This is a genomic window from Paracoccus sp. (in: a-proteobacteria), from assembly GCF_030604785.1.
In the GTDB taxonomy this organism is placed as follows: domain Bacteria; phylum Pseudomonadota; class Alphaproteobacteria; order Rhodobacterales; family Rhodobacteraceae; genus Paracoccus.
In genome coordinates this window covers 1-15,857 of record NZ_JAUVVF010000027.1, presented here as the reverse complement: position 1 = coordinate 15,857, position 15,857 = coordinate 1, and the positions used below count along the sequence as shown (strand labels likewise).

Sequence of the window (15,857 nt, the reverse complement as noted above, 5' to 3'; positions counted from 1 at the left end):
CCGCCCGACCGCAGGTCGCGGCTCACATGCCCGCCTGAGCCTCGGCGCTTTCCTGCTGGATGACCTCGCCGGCGGTCGAAATGTCGCGGCCCGCACCCTGCACCGTCTCGCAAGCGGCAAGACCCATCACGGCCAGAAGGGCGGCGAAGCCGATGAATTTCCGTTGCATGAGACACTCCTTTGATTGTTTTGTCTGCATTAATGCAACCGGAACACCGGTAATCATCGGCTGGTTCCCGCCCTAGAATGCGACACCGGCCCAAAGGCAGATATTCGCATAGGGCGTGCACTCGCCCGTGCGCACAATGGCGCGGGCCTTGCGGCTGTGCTCTTTGAACTCTTCATGCGATAGACGGCCCATTGCGCCGATGTCGCGCTCGGCGAACCGGCCCACCAGCGCGGGGTCGGCCTCGCTGGCCACGGCCGAGCGTTCGACCACCAGTTCCGCCAGCACCGCGTCAAGCACGTCGAACACCCCCGGCACACCCCGCGTCACCGCCAGATCGATGACACGAACCCCTTGCGGCACCGGCAGCCCCGCATCGCCGATGACCAGCAGATCGCCATGCCCCATCGAGGCGATGAGCCCCGACAAGGGCGCGTTCAGAAGGGTCGTCCGTTTCATTCCAGCCTCTCAATGCTGCGGCAAGGCCTCGCTGAGGAAGCGGATCATGTTGCCCCCCATCACCTTGCGGATCTGTTCCTCTCGCAGCCCGGCATCCAGCAGGGCTTGGGTCAGGGCGGGCAGATGCGCCGCGTCGAACGGCACCTCGACGCCCCCGTCCCAGTTCGACCCTAGCGCGACATGATCCTCGCCCACCAGAGCGATCGCCGCGCGGATGGCGCCCGCAATTTCGGCCGGGGTGGTGCCGCAGACGACGTCGCTCCAGAACCCGATGCCGATCAGGCCGCCCGCCGCCGCGATCTTCTGCAGCTTGGTGTCAGCGATGTTCCGGGTGCTGGGACAATGCGACAGGACGCCCGTATGCGACAGGATCGGCCGAGCGCCGGGAATGGCCAGGACGTCGGCCACCGTGGCGGGCGAAGCATGGGACAGGTCGATGATCAGGTTCTGGTCGATCATGCGCCGGACCATCAGGCGACCGAAACCGGTGAGACCGTAGTCGCGATAGCTTTCGCCGTGCAGGCTGGGACCCAATTCGTTGTCGAGGAACTCGACCAGCCCGACGACGCGGAACCCGGCCTGAACGAGACGGTCAAGATTGGCGGGATCCCCGTTCAGCAGATAGGCGCCCTCGATCGCGAGCAGGGCACCCACAAGCGGCTGGCCTTGCTGCCGCGCCGAAAGCACCATGTCGAGGTCGGGGCGGGCGCGGATGATGCGAAGGGTCTCGGGGGCGCGGGCCTCGGCCTCGGCAAGATCGTTGGCCTGCTCCAGAGCACGTTCCATCGCCGAGAACCAGGTCTTGGGCGGGCGAAGCTGCGTGATGAACAGCGCCGACACCCGGTCGCGCGAATCCGAGCGGTTGCGCGTGTAGTTCTGGCCGAACGGGCTGTCGGTATTGGCCGCGATCACGTGCACAGCGACATTGCCCTCTTTCAGGCGCGGAAGGTCGGTGTGGCCGCGACCGGCGCGGCGCAACGGGTCGCGATCCCAGACCAGCATGCCGGAATGCAGATCGCCGATGATCAGATCGGCATGCAGCGCCAGGGCGTGCTCGGTGACCGGCCAGCCGCCGGGCGGCATGGACACGACGTTCATGCTGCGCTCGATCCTGGCGGGGGCAATCGTGAAGAACAGCGCAAGTGCAGAGGCCAGCGCAAGGACAAGCCCCAGCACAGCGCGTCTTGCCATGATTCCCTCCGCATCGTCGGCGGCCGATGATAAACCGGCCCCGCTCAGCGGCAAAGCGTTTCGGTCAGTCTTCCAGCGCCTCGAGCTGGTCGATCAGGCCCTCGATCATCGACAGGCCCTTGTCCCAGAAGGCCGGGTCCGAGGCGTCCAGCCCGAACGGCGCCAGAAGGTCCTTGTGGTGACGCGAACCGCCCGCCCGGAGAAGATCGAAATAGCGGGCCTGGAAGTCCGGCAGCCCGTCCTCGTAGGCGGCATAAAGCGCGTTCACCAGCCCGTCGCCGAACGCATAGGCGTAGACGTAAAAGGGCGAATGAACGAAATGCGGGATATAGGTCCAGAAAGTCTCGTATCCCGGCATGAATTCAAAGACCGGGCCAAGGCTTTCATGCTGGACCTGCATCCACAGCGCGTTGATGTCGTCGGGCGTCAACTCGCCCTCGGCCCGGGCGGCGTGCAGGCGGCATTCGAAATCGTAGAACGCGATCTGACGGATCACCGTGTTGATCATGTCCTCGACCTTGCCAGCCAGCAGAGCCTTCTTCTGCGCCGGATCGGTGGTCTTGGACAGAAGCGCGCGGAAGGTCAGCATCTCGCCGAAGACCGAGGCCGTTTCCGCCAGCGTCAGCGGCGTCGAGGCCAGAAGCTCGCCCTGACCTGCGGCCAGACGCTGGTGGACGCCGTGGCCCAGCTCATGGGCCAGTGTCATCACATCGCGCGGCTTGCCCAGGTAATTGAGCAGGATATAGGGATGCGCGGTCGTCACCGTCGGATGGGCGAAGGCGCCGGGCGCCTTGCCGGGCTTCACCCCCGCATCGATCCAGCCCTTGTCGAAGAACGGCCGCGCCAGATCGGCCAGATCGGGCGAAAAGCCCGCATAGGCGTCCAGCACCGTCGCCCTGGCCTCTGGCCAGTCGATGATCCGGGGCGTGTCAGAGGGCAGTGGTGCATTGCGGTCCCAGACCTGCAGCTTGTCCAGCCCCAGCCAGCGCGCCTTCAGCGCATAATAGCGGTGCGACAGGCGCGGATAGGCGGCGGTGACGGCATTGCGCAGCGCCTCGACGACTTCGGGTTCGACATGGTTCGACAGGTGCCGGGCATGTTGGGCCGAGGGCATCTTGCGCCACTTGTCCTCGATCGCCTTTTCCTTGGCCAGCGTGTTGTGGATGCGCGCGAACAATCCGACATTCGCGGTGAAGACCTTGGCCAGCGCGCGGGCACCGGCCTCGCGCCGGGCGCGGTCGTGGTCGGTCAGGAGGTTCAGCGTGGCTTCCATGCCAAGCGTCTCTCCGTCCACGTCAAAGGTCAGCGCGGCGGTGGTCTCGTCGAACAGGCGGTTCCAGGCAACGGCGCCCACGACCGAATTGTCGTGCAGGAACTGCTCGAGTTCGTCGGACAGCTGGTGTGGGCGCATCGCGCGCATCCGGTCGAAGACCGGCTTGTAGCGCGCCGGGCCGTCCGCGGCGGCAAAGACGGCCTGATAGGTCTCGTCCGGGATGCGGTTGAATTCGAGGCTGAAGAAGACCAGCGGCGTCGTCAGGTCCGTGATCTTGCCCTGCAGGTCGCCCATCTGCTTGGCGCGGATCGGATCGGTCGTGTTCTGGTAATAACGCAGCCCGACATAGGACATGATCCGGCCGGCCAGAATGTCGATCTGCTCGTATTCCTCGATGCAGGCCAGCATTTCGGCGGGCGTCAGATCGGCCAGGCGGTTCTGGTAGGTCTGGGCAAAGCGGGCGACGCGCTGGCCCAGAGCCTCGGTATCGGCGGCCAGTTCCGGGCTGTCCGGCGCGGGATAGAGATCGGTCAGATCCCATTCGGGCAAAGCGCCGAATTCGCCCTTTGCCGGTTCCTGCGCGTCAAATGCCATGCTGCCTGCCATGATCGGTCCTTTCCCTTGTCCGGTTCAGATGTGGACGCTGAAACCGAAGGGCGCAAGGGGCTCTCGCCCCGGTCAGGGATCGGTGAAGGCGTGGGCCTGCCGGATCGCGCTGCCTGCGGGTAGCGTGCCATGGACAAGGGCCGCAGACCCCTGGCCGGACGGATCCGGCTCGACGGGGCGAAAGCCGCAGGGCGCGAACAGCGCAGGCGGGCCGAAGGCGACGACAGGGTCCGGGCCTGCCGCCTCGATCGCTGCGGCGATCAGGGCGCGCCCCAGCCCGCGGCCCCGCAAGGCCGGATGGACCATGAGCGGGCCAAGCGCCAATGCAGGCGTGTCCGCCGCCAGCGGTGAAAGGGCGACATGGCCCACCGGCTGCCCCTCGAGATGGGCGATCAGCGAATGCGTCAGGTCGCCATCGGCGCGCAGACGCTCCATCATCCTGGCCCCGCGTCCCGATCCCAGCCGCAGCAAACGGTCCAGCCCCTCGCGGTCCGTCGGGCTTTCGGGCCGGATGCGAGGATGGGTGTCATGCCGATGAAAGTCGCGGCCCATCTTGCGGCTGCGCTGACCCCAGCGGCTGGCCGCGCTGCGGGTCCGGTGGGCGGCGAAGGCGGCCTCGTCGGCAAAGACCTCGCGCAGCGTCCAGATCGCGGGATCGTCGGTCTGGTCGATCCTGAACAGCAGGCAGCCCGGCTCGGCCCGGCTGGCGGCGACGTGACCGGGCAGCAGGTCCAGCGCGGTCAGCATCTGGGACGCGCTCTGGCAGATCAGCCGGCCGTGCAGCGAGACGGCCGGCCGCGACAGGGTGACGGTCTGTCCACCCAGTTCCGGGTCCGCCGCCGTGTGATGGCCGCAACTGCAGATCATGCCTGTTCCTCCCGATGCCCCTGCGTCAAACTCGCCGGGCAAGGCGGCGGCGTCAAGCGTCAGACGGTCTCGCCCGAGACCATGCGGTTCAGAAAATCCGCCGCCTCGGCCCGGATCGTGCGGCGGCGTGCTTCGTCCATCCTGTCCCAGGTCGCATAGATGCGGCCGATGCGAGGATTGCGCGCGAAACGGTCGCGATGGCGGTCCAGGAAGTCCCAGTATAGCAGGTTGAACGGGCAGGCATCGGGACCGGTCCGCGCGGCGACCTTGTAGGCGCAGCCCCTGCAGTAATCGGACATCTTGCTGATGTAGTTCCCGGAGCTGACATAGGGCTTCGAGCCCACCACGCCCCCATCGGCGAACTGGCTCATCCCGATGACGTTCGGCGCCTCGACCCATTCATAGGCGTCGACATAGACGGCCAGATACCATTCATGGACCTGAGCCGGATCGATCCCCGCCAGCAGCGCGAAATTCCCCGTGACCATCAGGCGCTGGATGTGATGGGCATAGGCGCGATCGCGCGTCTGACCGACGACGCGGGCCATGCAGTTCATCCGCGTCTTCGCGCCCCAGAACAGGGGCGGCAGGTCGCGGCGGTGATCCAGCACGTTCCGTGTGGTGTAGTCAGGCCCTTCGAGGAAATAGATCCCCCGCATGTATTCGCGCCAGCCAAGGATCTGGCGGATGAAGCCCTCGGCCGAATTCAGCCGCACCTCGCCCCGCGCATGGGCCTGCGCCACGGCCTCGCAGACCTCGCGCGGCGACAGAAGCCCCGCATTGATATAGGGCGACAGCAGCGAATGGTGCAGGAACGGATCGTCCTCGAGCATCGCATCCTGATAGGGGCCGAACTCGTCCAACGCATGGCGGATGAAGTGATCCAGCATCCGCAGCGCCCCCGCCCGGTCCGTCGCCCAGCCAAAGGGACGCAGGCGGCCGAAATTGTCGGGAAACCGCGCCTCGACCAGATCCAGGACCTCGGACGTCACCGCATCGGGCTCGCAGACGGGCGGCCTGACGCGCAACAGATCGGCCGAGGCAGGCTTGCGATTGTCATGGTCGTAATTCCACTGCCCGCCCTCGGGTTGGTCGCCTTGCATCAACAGGCCGGTCTTGCGCCGCATCTCGCGATAGAACCATTCCATCCGCAATTCCTTGCGGCCCTTGGCCCAAGCCTCGAATTCGGCATGGCTGGCAAAGAACCGGTCATCGGCCCGCTGATGCACCGGGATCGGCAGATCGGCCAGAGCCCGGATCAGCCGCCATTCGCCCGGCTCGGTGGCGATCACCTCGGCCGCACCGCGCGCAGCAGCCAGGCGCAGGATCTCGCCGCCGATAGACTGGCTGTTTTCGGGATCATCCAGCCGGGTATAGGCCACGTCCAGACACCGGCCTTGCAGTTCGGCCGCAAATTTCCGCATCGCTGCAAAGATGAACGCGATCTTCTGCGGGTGGTGGCGGACATAGCTCGCCTCGTCCATCACCTCGGCCATCAGCACCACATCGCCCGGCCGCGCCTCGCGCAGGGCGGCGATCTCATGCGAAAGCTGGTCGCCCAGCACCAGGATCAGTCGTGTCACGGCATCCTCTGAGCAGCCATCGGCCGCCCAGACTGCCCCGCCCAACCAAGGCCTGCCAATGCGTCGCGGTGCCGCGTCGGCCAAGCGTCGCCATTCCCGCCTTTGCCTTGGTCAAAATATCCCGGGGGGAGTCCGCAGGACGGGGGGCAGCGCCCCCCTGCCAGGCCTGCCCTCAGCGCCGCCATATCCAGGAATGGCCCGCCAGCGCACCCTGCGCCTTGGCCAGCAGCCTCAATCCGGCGGGTTGCAGGCCGCGCCCTGCGGCCAGACGCTCCAGCGCCAGTTCAGCGGGGCAGGGAAGGCCCGTCACCGGATCGCGGTAGCGCGGATAGGCGATCAGGCAGGCATGGGCCAGCTCCTCCAGCGATGGTCTCGCCCGGCGGCGCGCGAATGCCGGTCCCAGATCGCGCGTCAGGCCCCAGCCCGCGTAAAAGGGACGGCCAAGCGTCGTTACCGGCAGGCCCCGCAACAGCGCCTCGAAGCCAAGGGTCGAGGTGATCGTCCAGACCTCGTCCACCGCCGCGATCAGCGCCAGCGGATCGGTGCGTTTCGCGACATGATCGGCCAGGGCCGCCAGCGCCTCGGGCGCGATCAGACCGGGGCGCAGACCCGCCTCGACATCGGGATGGGGCTTGTAGATCACCTGCGCATCGGGGTTTTCGGCCCGCACCCGCTGCAACAGCGCCAGATTGGTCCGCTCGGCCCCCGCCCCGCGCAGGATCGAGGCGTCATTCTCGACCTGCCCCGGAACCAGGATGCGACGCCGCCCGTCGGCCGGTGGCAGGTCCGCGCCGCCGCCCAGATTGTATTTCGTCAGCCCTGCCGCGATCAGCGCCGCGATCAGCCGCCCCGCCCGCGCCTCGCCGCCCGGCGGCGGCCCCGCCTCGATCAGCGCCTCCAGGCGCGAGGGGGCGGTGGGGTCGAAATAGATCCCCAGATCGTCGGCCACGATGGAAAGCGGCGGCGTCAGCGCCGCGCCCAGCCCCCGCGACCGCAGGAACCCGTCCTCGACCCGGATCGCCTGCGGCACGGCCTCGGCTGCGCCTGCCCAAGCCAGCGTGACCTGAGGCGAGGGCCGCGACTGGAAGCGCAGGGGCCGCACATCCCCGAATTCGCGCGCCAGAAAGCGCCTTTTCCACAGCCGCATGCCATAGGCCCGATGGCCGTCGCGGTCCTGACGGAAGGCTTTGGCCTCGGCCTCGATCTGGTCCAGCGCGCCCTCGAAATCGGTCAGGCGGTCGCGGCAGGGATCATACCAGACCGGCCCGGCCAGATGACTGGCGGCGAACAGGGCCTCGGTCGTGGCGTGCCCCCTGCGGCCCTGCGGCAGGGCCTCTTCGTCCTCGCTGAGGCCCCAGCCCGCATAGAAGGGCAGGCCGAAAAGCCGTGGCCGATGGCCCGCCAGCAAGGCCTCGTAACCCAGCTGCGAGCTGACGGCATAGACCCGCGCAGCCCCCTCGACCAGTCGCCAGGGCGAGACGGGGGCGTCGCAGATCATTTCGCCTTCGCGAAGATCGTCGCGCGTCAGATGGCCCGGCCGCAGGCCCTGGGCGGTTTCGGGATGGGCGCGGATCACGATGCGCTGGCCGGAATTCTCGTCCCGCGCGGCCTCAAGCATCGACAGAAACAGTTCCCGTCCGGCGCCGCGCAGCGAGGCATCGCCGCGCGTCTGATCGATCACCAGCACATAGCCGGGCTCGGGTCCCTGCAGGGCGGGGTCATGGGAATTGTATTTCGACAGATCGGCGGCGCGCAGCCGGGCCAGCGCGTCGCGGGCCCGCGCCGCAATCTCTGGCGGCAGGGGCGCGCCGATCAGGCGTTCCAGCCGCGAGGGGCGGTCCGGGTCGAAATGCAGCCCTTCGGGGTCGATCAGCAGACCGATCGGACCCCGTCGTGCCAGCGCACCCCGCGCCCGACCCGGCAGGATCGAACGCAAAAACGCGTCCTCGACCGTGATCACCGATGCGCCGGTGCGCGCGGCGATGCGGCGCCCGCGCCACGCGGTCGGACTGGCGCCCCAGATGCCCACCGCGCCGTCCGGGCCGGGCAGGCCTAAGACGGGTTTCCAGCCCGCCAGCGTCAGGATGCGCGAAAGGCGCGGCTGGCGAAGGAAGCCCAGGTTGAAAACATGAAGCCGCCGGGGGATCCCGGCGGCTGTTGGTCTTTCGGCCTGCATGGGCGGATCAGTTGCCCAGGTTCGACAAGCTGTCCGCCGTCGCCGCGCTGCCCGTGATCGCGCCAAGCGTCTTTTGCCACTGCACATAGGGCGCTTCGGTCACATAGATCGTGTCGCCGTCGCGGATGATGAAGTCGCGCGCCAGGAACAGCCCGTTCGGACGCGTCAGGTCCAGCACATAGGCAAAGCGCGTGGTGCTGGCGACGGGCCGGCCCAGCACGCGGCTGGCGACCGAGGGCGGTTCGTCGCGCAGGACGAAGACGCCGGTCGGGTCGGCCAGCTGGGTGCTGAGACCGCCGACCATCGCGATCGCCTCGACGGCGTTGATGACCTCGTTGCCAAGCGGCACTCGGGTCTGGCCGCCAAGCGCGCCGAGCGAGGTGAAGGTGCGCTGATCCTCTTCCACGACGATCAGGTCGCCGGGACGCAGGGCGATGTCATTGGTCGGGCTGGCATAGAGATCGGTCAGCCAGACCTTGCCGGATTCGCTGCCGCGCTTGACGGTGATCACCGCGACCTCCGGCGGAATGGCCACGCCGCCCGCGCGCGCCAGCATCGCCGACAGCGAACGGGTCGGCCGCTCGATCGGATAGACGCCCTGCGCGCTGACCCGGCCCATGACCGACACCGTCGCCCCGTCGCCCGCCACGCGCGCAACCGAGACCTGCGGATCGGGCGTGCGGACCGCAAGCTGGTCGGTGATGATCTGGCGCAGCTGGTCGGGCGTGTTGCCCGCCGCGCGGACCCGGCCCGCATAGGGCACGAAGATGAAGCCGTCGCTGTCCACCTGGATCTCGGTCAGCTGGGCGGAACTGGCCCCGGCCGAGGTCAGCAGCCCGTCCTGCACGTTTTCCCAGATCGCCAGAGCCAGCCGGTCGCCGGCCCGGATCTCGTCCGCGCCGACCTGCGAGGCGTTGCGGAAATTGGCGGAAAAGCCGAAAGCGGGCGCAAAGGCAGAGGCGCGTGTCACGTGGTCGTTGACATAGATGACATGCGTGTTGCCGCCTTTTTCGACCGAGCCGCGAAAGATCTCGGTCTTGTTCGGGCCGGAACGGGGCAGGGCGCAGGCCGCCAGCAGGGCAAGCGACGCAATCATCATCAACCGGAACACGGCCGATGCACGGAAGGGTACTGTCACCTCTGATACTCCTGTTATTATCGTCCGGTCGGGGCGGACGCCTTTTGGCGCAATTTAGCGGCGAATTGCCTCTGCCGCTACCGGAATTGCAGCGGCAGAGGGGATCAGCGCTCGCGCTCGGTGGGTTGGTGCCGATGGGTCACATGACCGGCGGCCAGGGCCTGATAGGGGTCCTCGGGCGACAGCATCATGTCGGCCACAAGCCGCAGCGCATGGGCGCGCGACCTTTTGGCGTAGAACCCCCCCGGAATCTGGCTTGTCTGCAGCAGATAATCGCGAAACACGCGATAGGCCTGCGGATCGGGCGGCATGGGTCGGGCGAAGAACGTGTCGAGATCCTGGTCCGAGACGAGGCCCGGCTTGTCATAGACCGCCCGGCCAAGCGCCTTGACCGGGATGCCCCGCCACAACGCCTGCTGCGCGCCGGTCGAGTTGACCGTGACGACGGCGCGGGCATGCGACAGGATCTCGGCCAGCTTGCCGCCGCGGATGTAGTGGATGCGGTCGAGGCAGCCATTGCGTTCGCCCGCCGCCTGGATCGCGGCACGGTTGCCCGCGCGCCCGTCTTCCAGCGGATGGGCCTTGAAGACCAGATGGTGATGGCGAGGGGCCGAGCGCGCGAAGGCGTCGATCACCTGGTCGATGAACTGCGCGTTCCGGGTAAAGGGCGAGTGCCCGAGGAAATTGCTGTCATGTTCGAGCTGCATCAGCACAAGGCTGAAGGGCCAGCCCGACAGGCGCAGGCGGCGCCATTGCAGGCTGCGCTGCAGGGCGTAAAGCGGTGCCAGAACCAGCCGCCGGGCATTCAGCCGCACCTCGGTCGCCACCGGGATCGCGCGGTGGCCGCGATAGGCGCGGTAATCGCCGTTCATGATCAGCAGCAGCAGGTGGTAGAACAGGCCATAGAACTTGTGCTGGCGCATGTCGCCCCAATGGGCGGGCGGGCGGCGAACCTCGCTGACCTGTTCGCGCAGCGCCGCGCGCATCTGCGCAAGCGGGATCCGCATCAGCGCCGAATGGCCGTTCGAACCCTCGCGTTCGTAGCTGATCCAGTAGGGGCGCAGATATCCCTCTTCGAAGACATGGACGGTGATGCCGCGTTCGGCGGCCTTTTCGCGGGCGATGGCGTGGATCGCGCGCACATCGCCGTAAAGCACGATGTCGGTGACGCCCTTTTCGGTCAGGATGCGGTCCAGATGGTCCGGCCAATCCTCGACGCTGCCGTGATGGGGGATGAAGCGGTCGCGGTCCGACCAGAAGAACTGGTCCCCCGCGTTGAAGCCGCAGCGCCAGATCGTCGCGCCAGCCGCCGCCAGCAGCGTGGCCAGGCGGTTGAAGAACGGCCCGTGCGGACCTTGCAGCATCAGGAAGACGCGATCCGTGACGGCTTCCGGCGGGATGCCGGTCTGCCGGTCGGCGGTCTGGGGCAGCGCGGGGCTGTGGTGATACATGGGGCGATCGTTATTGGCGGACAACGGATTTTTCCTTCTCCAGTCATCGCATGAGACGGCCCGTGGCGCCACCGATTTATCGTGCAATTGCCCCGCGCCGCGGCGCATGCGCGACTTCGCGCCCCCAGGCCGCTTGAACGGGCAGGGGGTTTGTCCTAACTCGAGGCAGGTTTCAGGGAAGGAAAGCGATGTTCACCGGGATCATCACCGATATCGGCAAGGTGCTGGCGGTCGAGATGCGGGGCGACATGCGCGCCCGGATCGGCTGCGGCTATGACATGGCGGGTGTGGATATGGGTGCCTCGATCGCCTGCGATGGCGTCTGCCTGACCGTGATCGCCAAGGGGCCCGACTGGTTCGACGTGGACATCTCGGCCGAGACGCTGTCGAAGACGAATATCGGCAGCGCCGGCTGGCCGGTCGGCAAGCGGCTGAACCTGGAACGCGCGCTGCGCGTCGGTGACGAGCTGGGCGGCCACATCGTCAGCGGGCATGTGGACGGCGTGGCCCGGATCACCGAGGCGCGGCGCGAGGGCGACAGCCTGCGTCTGGTCTTTGAGGCACCCGCCGCGCTGGCGCGCTTCATCGCGCCCAAGGGCTCGGTCGCGCTGAACGGCACCTCGCTGACGGTGAACGAGGTCGAGGGCACGTCCTTCGGCATCAACCTCATCCCGCACACGCAAGAGGTCACGACCTGGGGCGATGCCGCCGAGGGCGATGCCGTGAACCTGGAAATCGACACGCTGGCCCGCTATGTCGCCCGTCTTGCCGAGGCTGACCGGACCATCGGGCATCCGTGACGCGGCGCCCTGCCTCTGGCCCTTGCGGTGCGGCTGGGCTAGATCAGGGGCAATCGCTGGAAAGGTAAGCCCATGCAGTATGAAAAGCCCGGCCCTGTCGAGACGGACCTGTCTGACGCGATCTCGCCCATCGAAGAGATCATCGACGAGGCCCGCAACGGCCGCATGTTCATCCTGGTCGATCACGAGGATCGCGAGAACGAGGGCGATCTGGTGATCCCCGCGCAGATGGCCACGCCCGACGCGATCAACTTCATGGCGACGCATGGGCGCGGGCTGATCTGCCTGTCCATGACCGCGGCCCGGATCGAGGCACTTGGCCTCGGCCTGATGAGCCCGCGCAATTCCAGCCGTCACGAGACCGCCTTTACCATGTCGATCGAGGCGCGCGAGGGCGTGACGACCGGCATCAGCGCCCATGATCGCGCGCGCACGGTCAGCGTGGCCATCGATCCCTCGAAAGGGGCGGCCGACATCGCGACGCCCGGCCATATCTTTCCGCTGCGCGCGCGCGACGGCGGCGTGCTGGTCCGGGCGGGTCATACCGAGGCCGCCGTGGACATCTCGCGGCTGGCCGGGCTGAACCCGGCCGGCGTGATCTGCGAGATCATGAACGACGACGGCAGCATGGCGCGGCTTCCCGATCTGGTGGCCTTCGCGCAGCGCCACGGGTTGAAGATCGGCACGATCAGCGACCTGATCCGCTATCGCCGCCGCCACGACAACCTGATCGTCGAGCGCGCGCAGCGCCAGGTCGTGTCCGAACATGGCGGCGAATGGATGATGCGCATCTTCGCCGACGAGACGCAGGGCGCCGAGCATATCGTCCTGACCAAGGGCGACTTGACCGCGCCGGGCCCGGTTCTGGTCCGGATGCACGCGCTGGACCCGCTGCATGACGTTCTGGGCGTGCAGCGCGGATCGGGCGGCAGCCTGCCCGCCGCCATGCGCGCCATCGCCGATGAGGGGCGCGGCGTCGTCGTCCTGATCCGTGATCTGGTCGAGAAGATCACCCAGCCCGGCGAACCCGCGCCCCATATCCTGCGGCAATACGGGCTGGGGGCGCAGATCCTGTCCACGCTTGGCCTGTCCGAACTGATCCTTCTGACGAATACCGCGCCGGTCAAGGTCGTGGGGCTTGACGGCTACGGGCTTTCCATCCATTCCACCCGGCCTATCCCCAAGGACTGAGCCATGGCATCCCATACCGAGCAACACGACCTGCCGCTGCCGCATTTCGATGCGCCCGTGCGGCTGCTGGCGGTGGTCGCGCCCTATTATCGCGCGATCGCTGACGACCTGTTGGCCGGCACGCGCGCCGTGGCCGAGGCCGCCGGAGCGCAGCTTGACATCGTCGAGGTGCCGGGCGCGCTGGAAATCCCGACCGCCATCGCGCTTGCCGCGCGGGCCGGGCGGCATGACGGCTTCGTCGCGCTTGGCTGCGTGGTGCGCGGCGAGACGACGCATTACGATACGGTCTGCAACGACAGCTCGCGCGGGCTGACCCTGCTGGGCCTTCAGGGCATCTGCATCGGCAACGGCATCCTGACGGTCGAGACCATGGCGCAGGCCGAACGCCGCGCCGATCCCGCCGACATGAACAAGGGCGGCGGCGCCGCCGCGGCGGCCCTGCACCTCGTCGCGCTGGCGCGGCGCTGGCAATCGGCCCCCGGCCGCGCCGTGCCTCATGACGTGATCCGCCTTGCGGGCGAGCTGGACGGGCAGGGCCGCGCATGAATTCGGACACCGCCACCCCGCGCCCCGACCGCCGCAGCCTGAGCAGTGCGGCCCGGCTTTATGCCGTGCAGGCCCTGTTCCAGATGGAGGCCGCCGGCCAATCCGCCGAGCGCGTCACGCGCGAATTCCGCAATTACCGCATCGACGCCGACGACCGCGACGGTCCGACCTCGGCCGCGGACGAGGATCTGTTCGCGCGCATCCTGGACGATGCGGTCACCTGGCAGTCGCGGATCGACCAGGCCACCGACCGCGCCCTGGTTGCGCGCTGGCCCATTGACCGGATCGACCCGGTCCTGCGTGCGATGTTCCGCTCCGCCGGGGCGGAACTGGTTGCGGGCAAGGCGCCGCCCAAGGTGGTGATCTCGGAATATGTGCGCCTGACCGAGGCCTTCTTCCCGGAAGGAAAAGAGCCGAAATTCTTGAACGCCGTTCTGGATCACGTCGCCCGCGAACTGCGTCCCGAAGCGTTCTGAACCCGCCAGTTCTGTGCATATCCGAAAGGCCCGGTCCTTGACCGGGCCTTTTTCATGTTCCGGAGCGGCCTCGGTTCCGGCCATCCAGCAGGCTTGACCTGTGGCGCCCGTTCGATAAGTGTGGCGTGAAGGCAACAAGTTCCTGGCTCTGAAACCACGGATGACCTGCCTAACAAGTAGGCAGTCACACATCTGTTTCAGATGCACGAATCCGTTCATCACGGCGACCGCAAAGAGAAAAGGGCGCAAACCTACTGGATGCGTTGCGCTTTGTGATGACGGGTTCCGGTTGCATCACAAATCATGTCGTCACAATTTGAGCGATCTATTGCCGATCTCGCGAAAATCACGATTTCCTCACGTTTTCGGCATTTTCCCTTGTGTGGGGCTGGGGTTTGAACCCGGCGGGCGGACCCTTAGTTCTCAAACCAGCAGAGATGCTCCGGCATGACACAGCCGGACAGACGACACTCAGCTCGTGAGGATGAAGATGAAAAAGATTACCCTGTTGACCAGCACCGCCGCGATGATGGCCGTCCTGTCGGTCCCCGCCCTGGCACAGACCGAGCGCGCTACCGGCGCCACCGCCGTCGGCGTGACGCAGATCGACGACCGCATCACCGATATCGAAGATGCGGTGCGTGACGATTTCGACCGCTCGGCCGACGCCGACCGCTTCGGCCCCGCCGACCGCCGCACCGGCCTGTTCGGCACCATGTCGCTGAGCTACACCGGCCGCACCGGCAACACCGAGAACCAGGATCTGGCGATCGCCGGCCGCGTCAACTACAACCAGGGCCAGTTCGCGCAGAGCGTCGGCGTCTCGATCGAATACGGCGAGAACGACGACGGTGACCGCGACACCGAAGAGACGCAGGCGATCTATGACGCCCAGTACTACTTCAACGACCAGTTCTACGGCTTCGCCCTCGGCAGCCTGAAGGTCGACGGTCTGGTGAACGGCACGAACCGCCCGGACGACCTGCGTCGCGACGGCTTCCTCGGCTTCGGTCCGGGCTACCGAATCATCAACACGCAGGACACTGCGTGGCGCGTCCAGGCCGGTGTCGGCATCCGCTACCAGCAGACCGGCGCCGCCTTCTCGGGCGACGAAGGTTCGGTGACCGAGACGGGCTACATCGCCTCGTCGCGCCTGTATCACCGCTTCAACGACATGGTCTTCCTGACCAACGACACCGACTATCTGGGTTCGAGCGATGCGAACGACCGCATCACCAACGAGCTGGGCGTCAATTTCCGCGTGTCGGATCAGCTGGCGACCCGTGTGAGCTATCGCACCGAATATGTCGAAAATCGCGAAACCCGCACCGACAACCGTCTGGGCGTCGCGGTCGTCTACGGCTTCTGATCGTTCCCTCGATCACTTGTCTCTCTGGAAGGGCGGCCCTCGGGTCGCCCTTTTCCGTGTCGCGGGAGGTGTGTGGGGGGTGGCGGGAACCGCAGCGACCGCGGCGGCGTCAGATTTCCCGAAAGCCTGATCATTCAGGTGGGCACCGGGTAACGTGACCAGGGTCACGACAGAGCCAGCACCCTCGGAAAACTTATAGGCCAGTGGAAAAATGGCCGCACGCGCGAAGAGCAGAAACCCGCCAAGGCCAAAGCTAGGGGCAGGGCGCGCCGATTTCAAGCCGGGCGCAGGCAGGCTGTCGGCGAGGGCGATTCTGCCGCGATTCGGGGGGCGGAGGCCGGCATGGATCGTATTTCCACATCGAATACAGTGGGTTGCGAGAAACTTTCATCTCCCTGTCATTTTTCCTGTTGCGTCTGCCGTTTGCTCCGCCTATCTACCGCTTCACCGAAGGCGGGAACGCTTGAGGGGATGGGGAAGCGGCCTTGAGGTTGGTTCTTCTGAGGAAATTCTGGGAATGGATGACCGGGCTGGGCGTCGAGAGATTGGCGCTTGATCCGTGATT

At 66.9% G+C, this 15,857-nt stretch carries 14 protein-coding genes; 5 read left to right on the top strand and 9 right to left on the bottom strand.

Features of this window, described 5'->3' with window-relative positions:
• Positions 1-22 precede the first annotated feature (22 nt).
• The 9 genes from QAR72_RS10070 to QAR72_RS10030 all read right to left on the bottom strand — a co-directional run bounded on the left by QAR72_RS10070 (position 23) and on the right by QAR72_RS10030 (position 10,823).
• Positions 23-169: an entericidin A/B family lipoprotein gene (locus tag QAR72_RS10070; RefSeq protein WP_304617243.1), complete on the bottom strand. Its 147-nt coding sequence runs from the start codon at positions 167-169 to the stop codon at positions 23-25.
• 72 nt (positions 170-241) lie between these two features.
• On the bottom strand, positions 242-625 hold the full coding sequence (gene rbsD, locus QAR72_RS10065; RefSeq protein ID WP_304617242.1) for a D-ribose pyranase: 384 nt from the start codon (positions 623-625) through the stop codon (positions 242-244).
• Positions 626-634: 9 nt separating this feature from the next.
• Positions 635-1,816 carry a dipeptidase gene (locus QAR72_RS10060; protein ID WP_304617241.1) on the bottom strand — a complete coding sequence of 394 codons (1,182 nt, stop codon included), beginning with the start codon at positions 1,814-1,816 and terminating at the stop codon, positions 635-637.
• Between the two features lie 64 nt (positions 1,817-1,880).
• Positions 1,881-3,695, bottom strand: coding sequence for a M3 family oligoendopeptidase (locus tag QAR72_RS10055; protein WP_304617240.1), 1,815 nt, complete (start codon positions 3,693-3,695; stop codon positions 1,881-1,883).
• Between the two features lie 72 nt (positions 3,696-3,767).
• On the bottom strand, positions 3,768-4,562 hold the full coding sequence (locus tag QAR72_RS10050) for a GNAT family N-acetyltransferase (protein WP_304617239.1): 795 nt from the start codon (positions 4,560-4,562) through the stop codon (positions 3,768-3,770).
• 59 nt (positions 4,563-4,621) lie between these two features.
• Complete coding sequence (locus tag QAR72_RS10045; protein ID WP_304617238.1) at positions 4,622-6,145, bottom strand: cryptochrome/photolyase family protein; 1,524 nt, start codon at positions 6,143-6,145, stop codon at positions 4,622-4,624.
• Between the two features lie 172 nt (positions 6,146-6,317).
• Positions 6,318-8,321 (bottom strand): capsular polysaccharide biosynthesis protein, encoded by a 2,004-nt coding sequence (locus QAR72_RS10040; RefSeq protein WP_304617237.1) that lies wholly within the window; start codon positions 8,319-8,321, stop codon positions 6,318-6,320.
• A gap of 7 nt (positions 8,322-8,328) precedes the next feature.
• Positions 8,329-9,417, bottom strand: a complete 1,089-nt coding sequence (locus QAR72_RS10035) for a polysaccharide biosynthesis/export family protein (protein ID WP_304617278.1) — start codon at positions 9,415-9,417, stop codon at positions 8,329-8,331.
• Between the two features lie 146 nt (positions 9,418-9,563).
• The gene (locus tag QAR72_RS10030) at positions 9,564-10,823 is read right to left on the bottom strand and encodes a capsule biosynthesis protein (protein WP_304617277.1); all 1,260 of its coding nucleotides are present in this window, start codon (positions 10,821-10,823) and stop codon (positions 9,564-9,566) included.
• A gap of 275 nt (positions 10,824-11,098) precedes the next feature.
• Here QAR72_RS10030 and QAR72_RS10025 point away from each other — a divergent pair, with 275 nt between their 5' ends.
• The 5 genes from QAR72_RS10025 to QAR72_RS10005 all read left to right on the top strand — a co-directional run bounded on the left by QAR72_RS10025 (position 11,099) and on the right by QAR72_RS10005 (position 15,292).
• The gene (locus tag QAR72_RS10025) at positions 11,099-11,710 is read left to right on the top strand and encodes a riboflavin synthase (RefSeq protein ID WP_304617236.1); all 612 of its coding nucleotides are present in this window, start codon (positions 11,099-11,101) and stop codon (positions 11,708-11,710) included.
• 72 nt (positions 11,711-11,782) lie between these two features.
• Positions 11,783-12,901, top strand: a complete 1,119-nt coding sequence (gene ribB, locus QAR72_RS10020; RefSeq protein WP_304617235.1) for a 3,4-dihydroxy-2-butanone-4-phosphate synthase — start codon at positions 11,783-11,785, stop codon at positions 12,899-12,901.
• Between the two features lie 3 nt (positions 12,902-12,904).
• Positions 12,905-13,447, top strand: coding sequence for a 6,7-dimethyl-8-ribityllumazine synthase (locus tag QAR72_RS10015; protein WP_304617234.1), 543 nt, complete (start codon positions 12,905-12,907; stop codon positions 13,445-13,447).
• Entirely contained in the window at positions 13,444-13,923 is a 480-nt protein-coding gene (gene nusB / locus QAR72_RS10010) for a transcription antitermination factor NusB (RefSeq protein ID WP_304617233.1), read from the top strand. Before QAR72_RS10015 ends, nusB begins: the two co-directional genes overlap by 4 nt.
• Before the next feature lie 490 nt (positions 13,924-14,413).
• Positions 14,414-15,292, top strand: coding sequence for a DUF481 domain-containing protein (locus QAR72_RS10005; protein ID WP_304617232.1), 879 nt, complete (start codon positions 14,414-14,416; stop codon positions 15,290-15,292).
• Positions 15,293-15,857: the final 565 nt, after the last annotated feature.

Bases quoted from the DNA above. Each gene is read 5' to 3' on its own strand.
- ribB (WP_304617235.1), top strand. From the start codon at position 11,783: ATGCAGTATGAAAAGCCCGGCCCTGTCGAGACGGACCTGTCTGACGCG.
- QAR72_RS10025 (WP_304617236.1), top strand. From the start codon at position 11,099: ATGTTCACCGGGATCATCACCGATATCGGCAAGGTGCTGGCGGTCGAG.
- QAR72_RS10060 (WP_304617241.1), bottom strand. From the start codon at position 1,816: ATGGCAAGACGCGCTGTGCTGGGGCTTGTCCTTGCGCTGGCCTCTGCA.
- QAR72_RS10035 (WP_304617278.1), bottom strand. From the start codon at position 9,417: ATGATTGCGTCGCTTGCCCTGCTGGCGGCCTGCGCCCTGCCCCGTTCC.
- QAR72_RS10055 (WP_304617240.1), bottom strand. From the start codon at position 3,695: ATGGCAGGCAGCATGGCATTTGACGCGCAGGAACCGGCAAAGGGCGAA.
- QAR72_RS10005 (WP_304617232.1), top strand. From the start codon at position 14,414: ATGAAAAAGATTACCCTGTTGACCAGCACCGCCGCGATGATGGCCGTC.
- QAR72_RS10030 (WP_304617277.1), bottom strand. From the start codon at position 10,823: ATGCTGCAAGGTCCGCACGGGCCGTTCTTCAACCGCCTGGCCACGCTG.
- QAR72_RS10050 (WP_304617239.1), bottom strand. From the start codon at position 4,562: ATGATCTGCAGTTGCGGCCATCACACGGCGGCGGACCCGGAACTGGGT.
- QAR72_RS10040 (WP_304617237.1), bottom strand. From the start codon at position 8,321: ATGCAGGCCGAAAGACCAACAGCCGCCGGGATCCCCCGGCGGCTTCAT.
- nusB (WP_304617233.1), top strand. From the start codon at position 13,444: ATGAATTCGGACACCGCCACCCCGCGCCCCGACCGCCGCAGCCTGAGC.
- QAR72_RS10070 (WP_304617243.1), bottom strand. From the start codon at position 169: ATGCAACGGAAATTCATCGGCTTCGCCGCCCTTCTGGCCGTGATGGGT.
- rbsD (WP_304617242.1), bottom strand. From the start codon at position 625: ATGAAACGGACGACCCTTCTGAACGCGCCCTTGTCGGGGCTCATCGCC.
- QAR72_RS10015 (WP_304617234.1), top strand. From the start codon at position 12,905: ATGGCATCCCATACCGAGCAACACGACCTGCCGCTGCCGCATTTCGAT.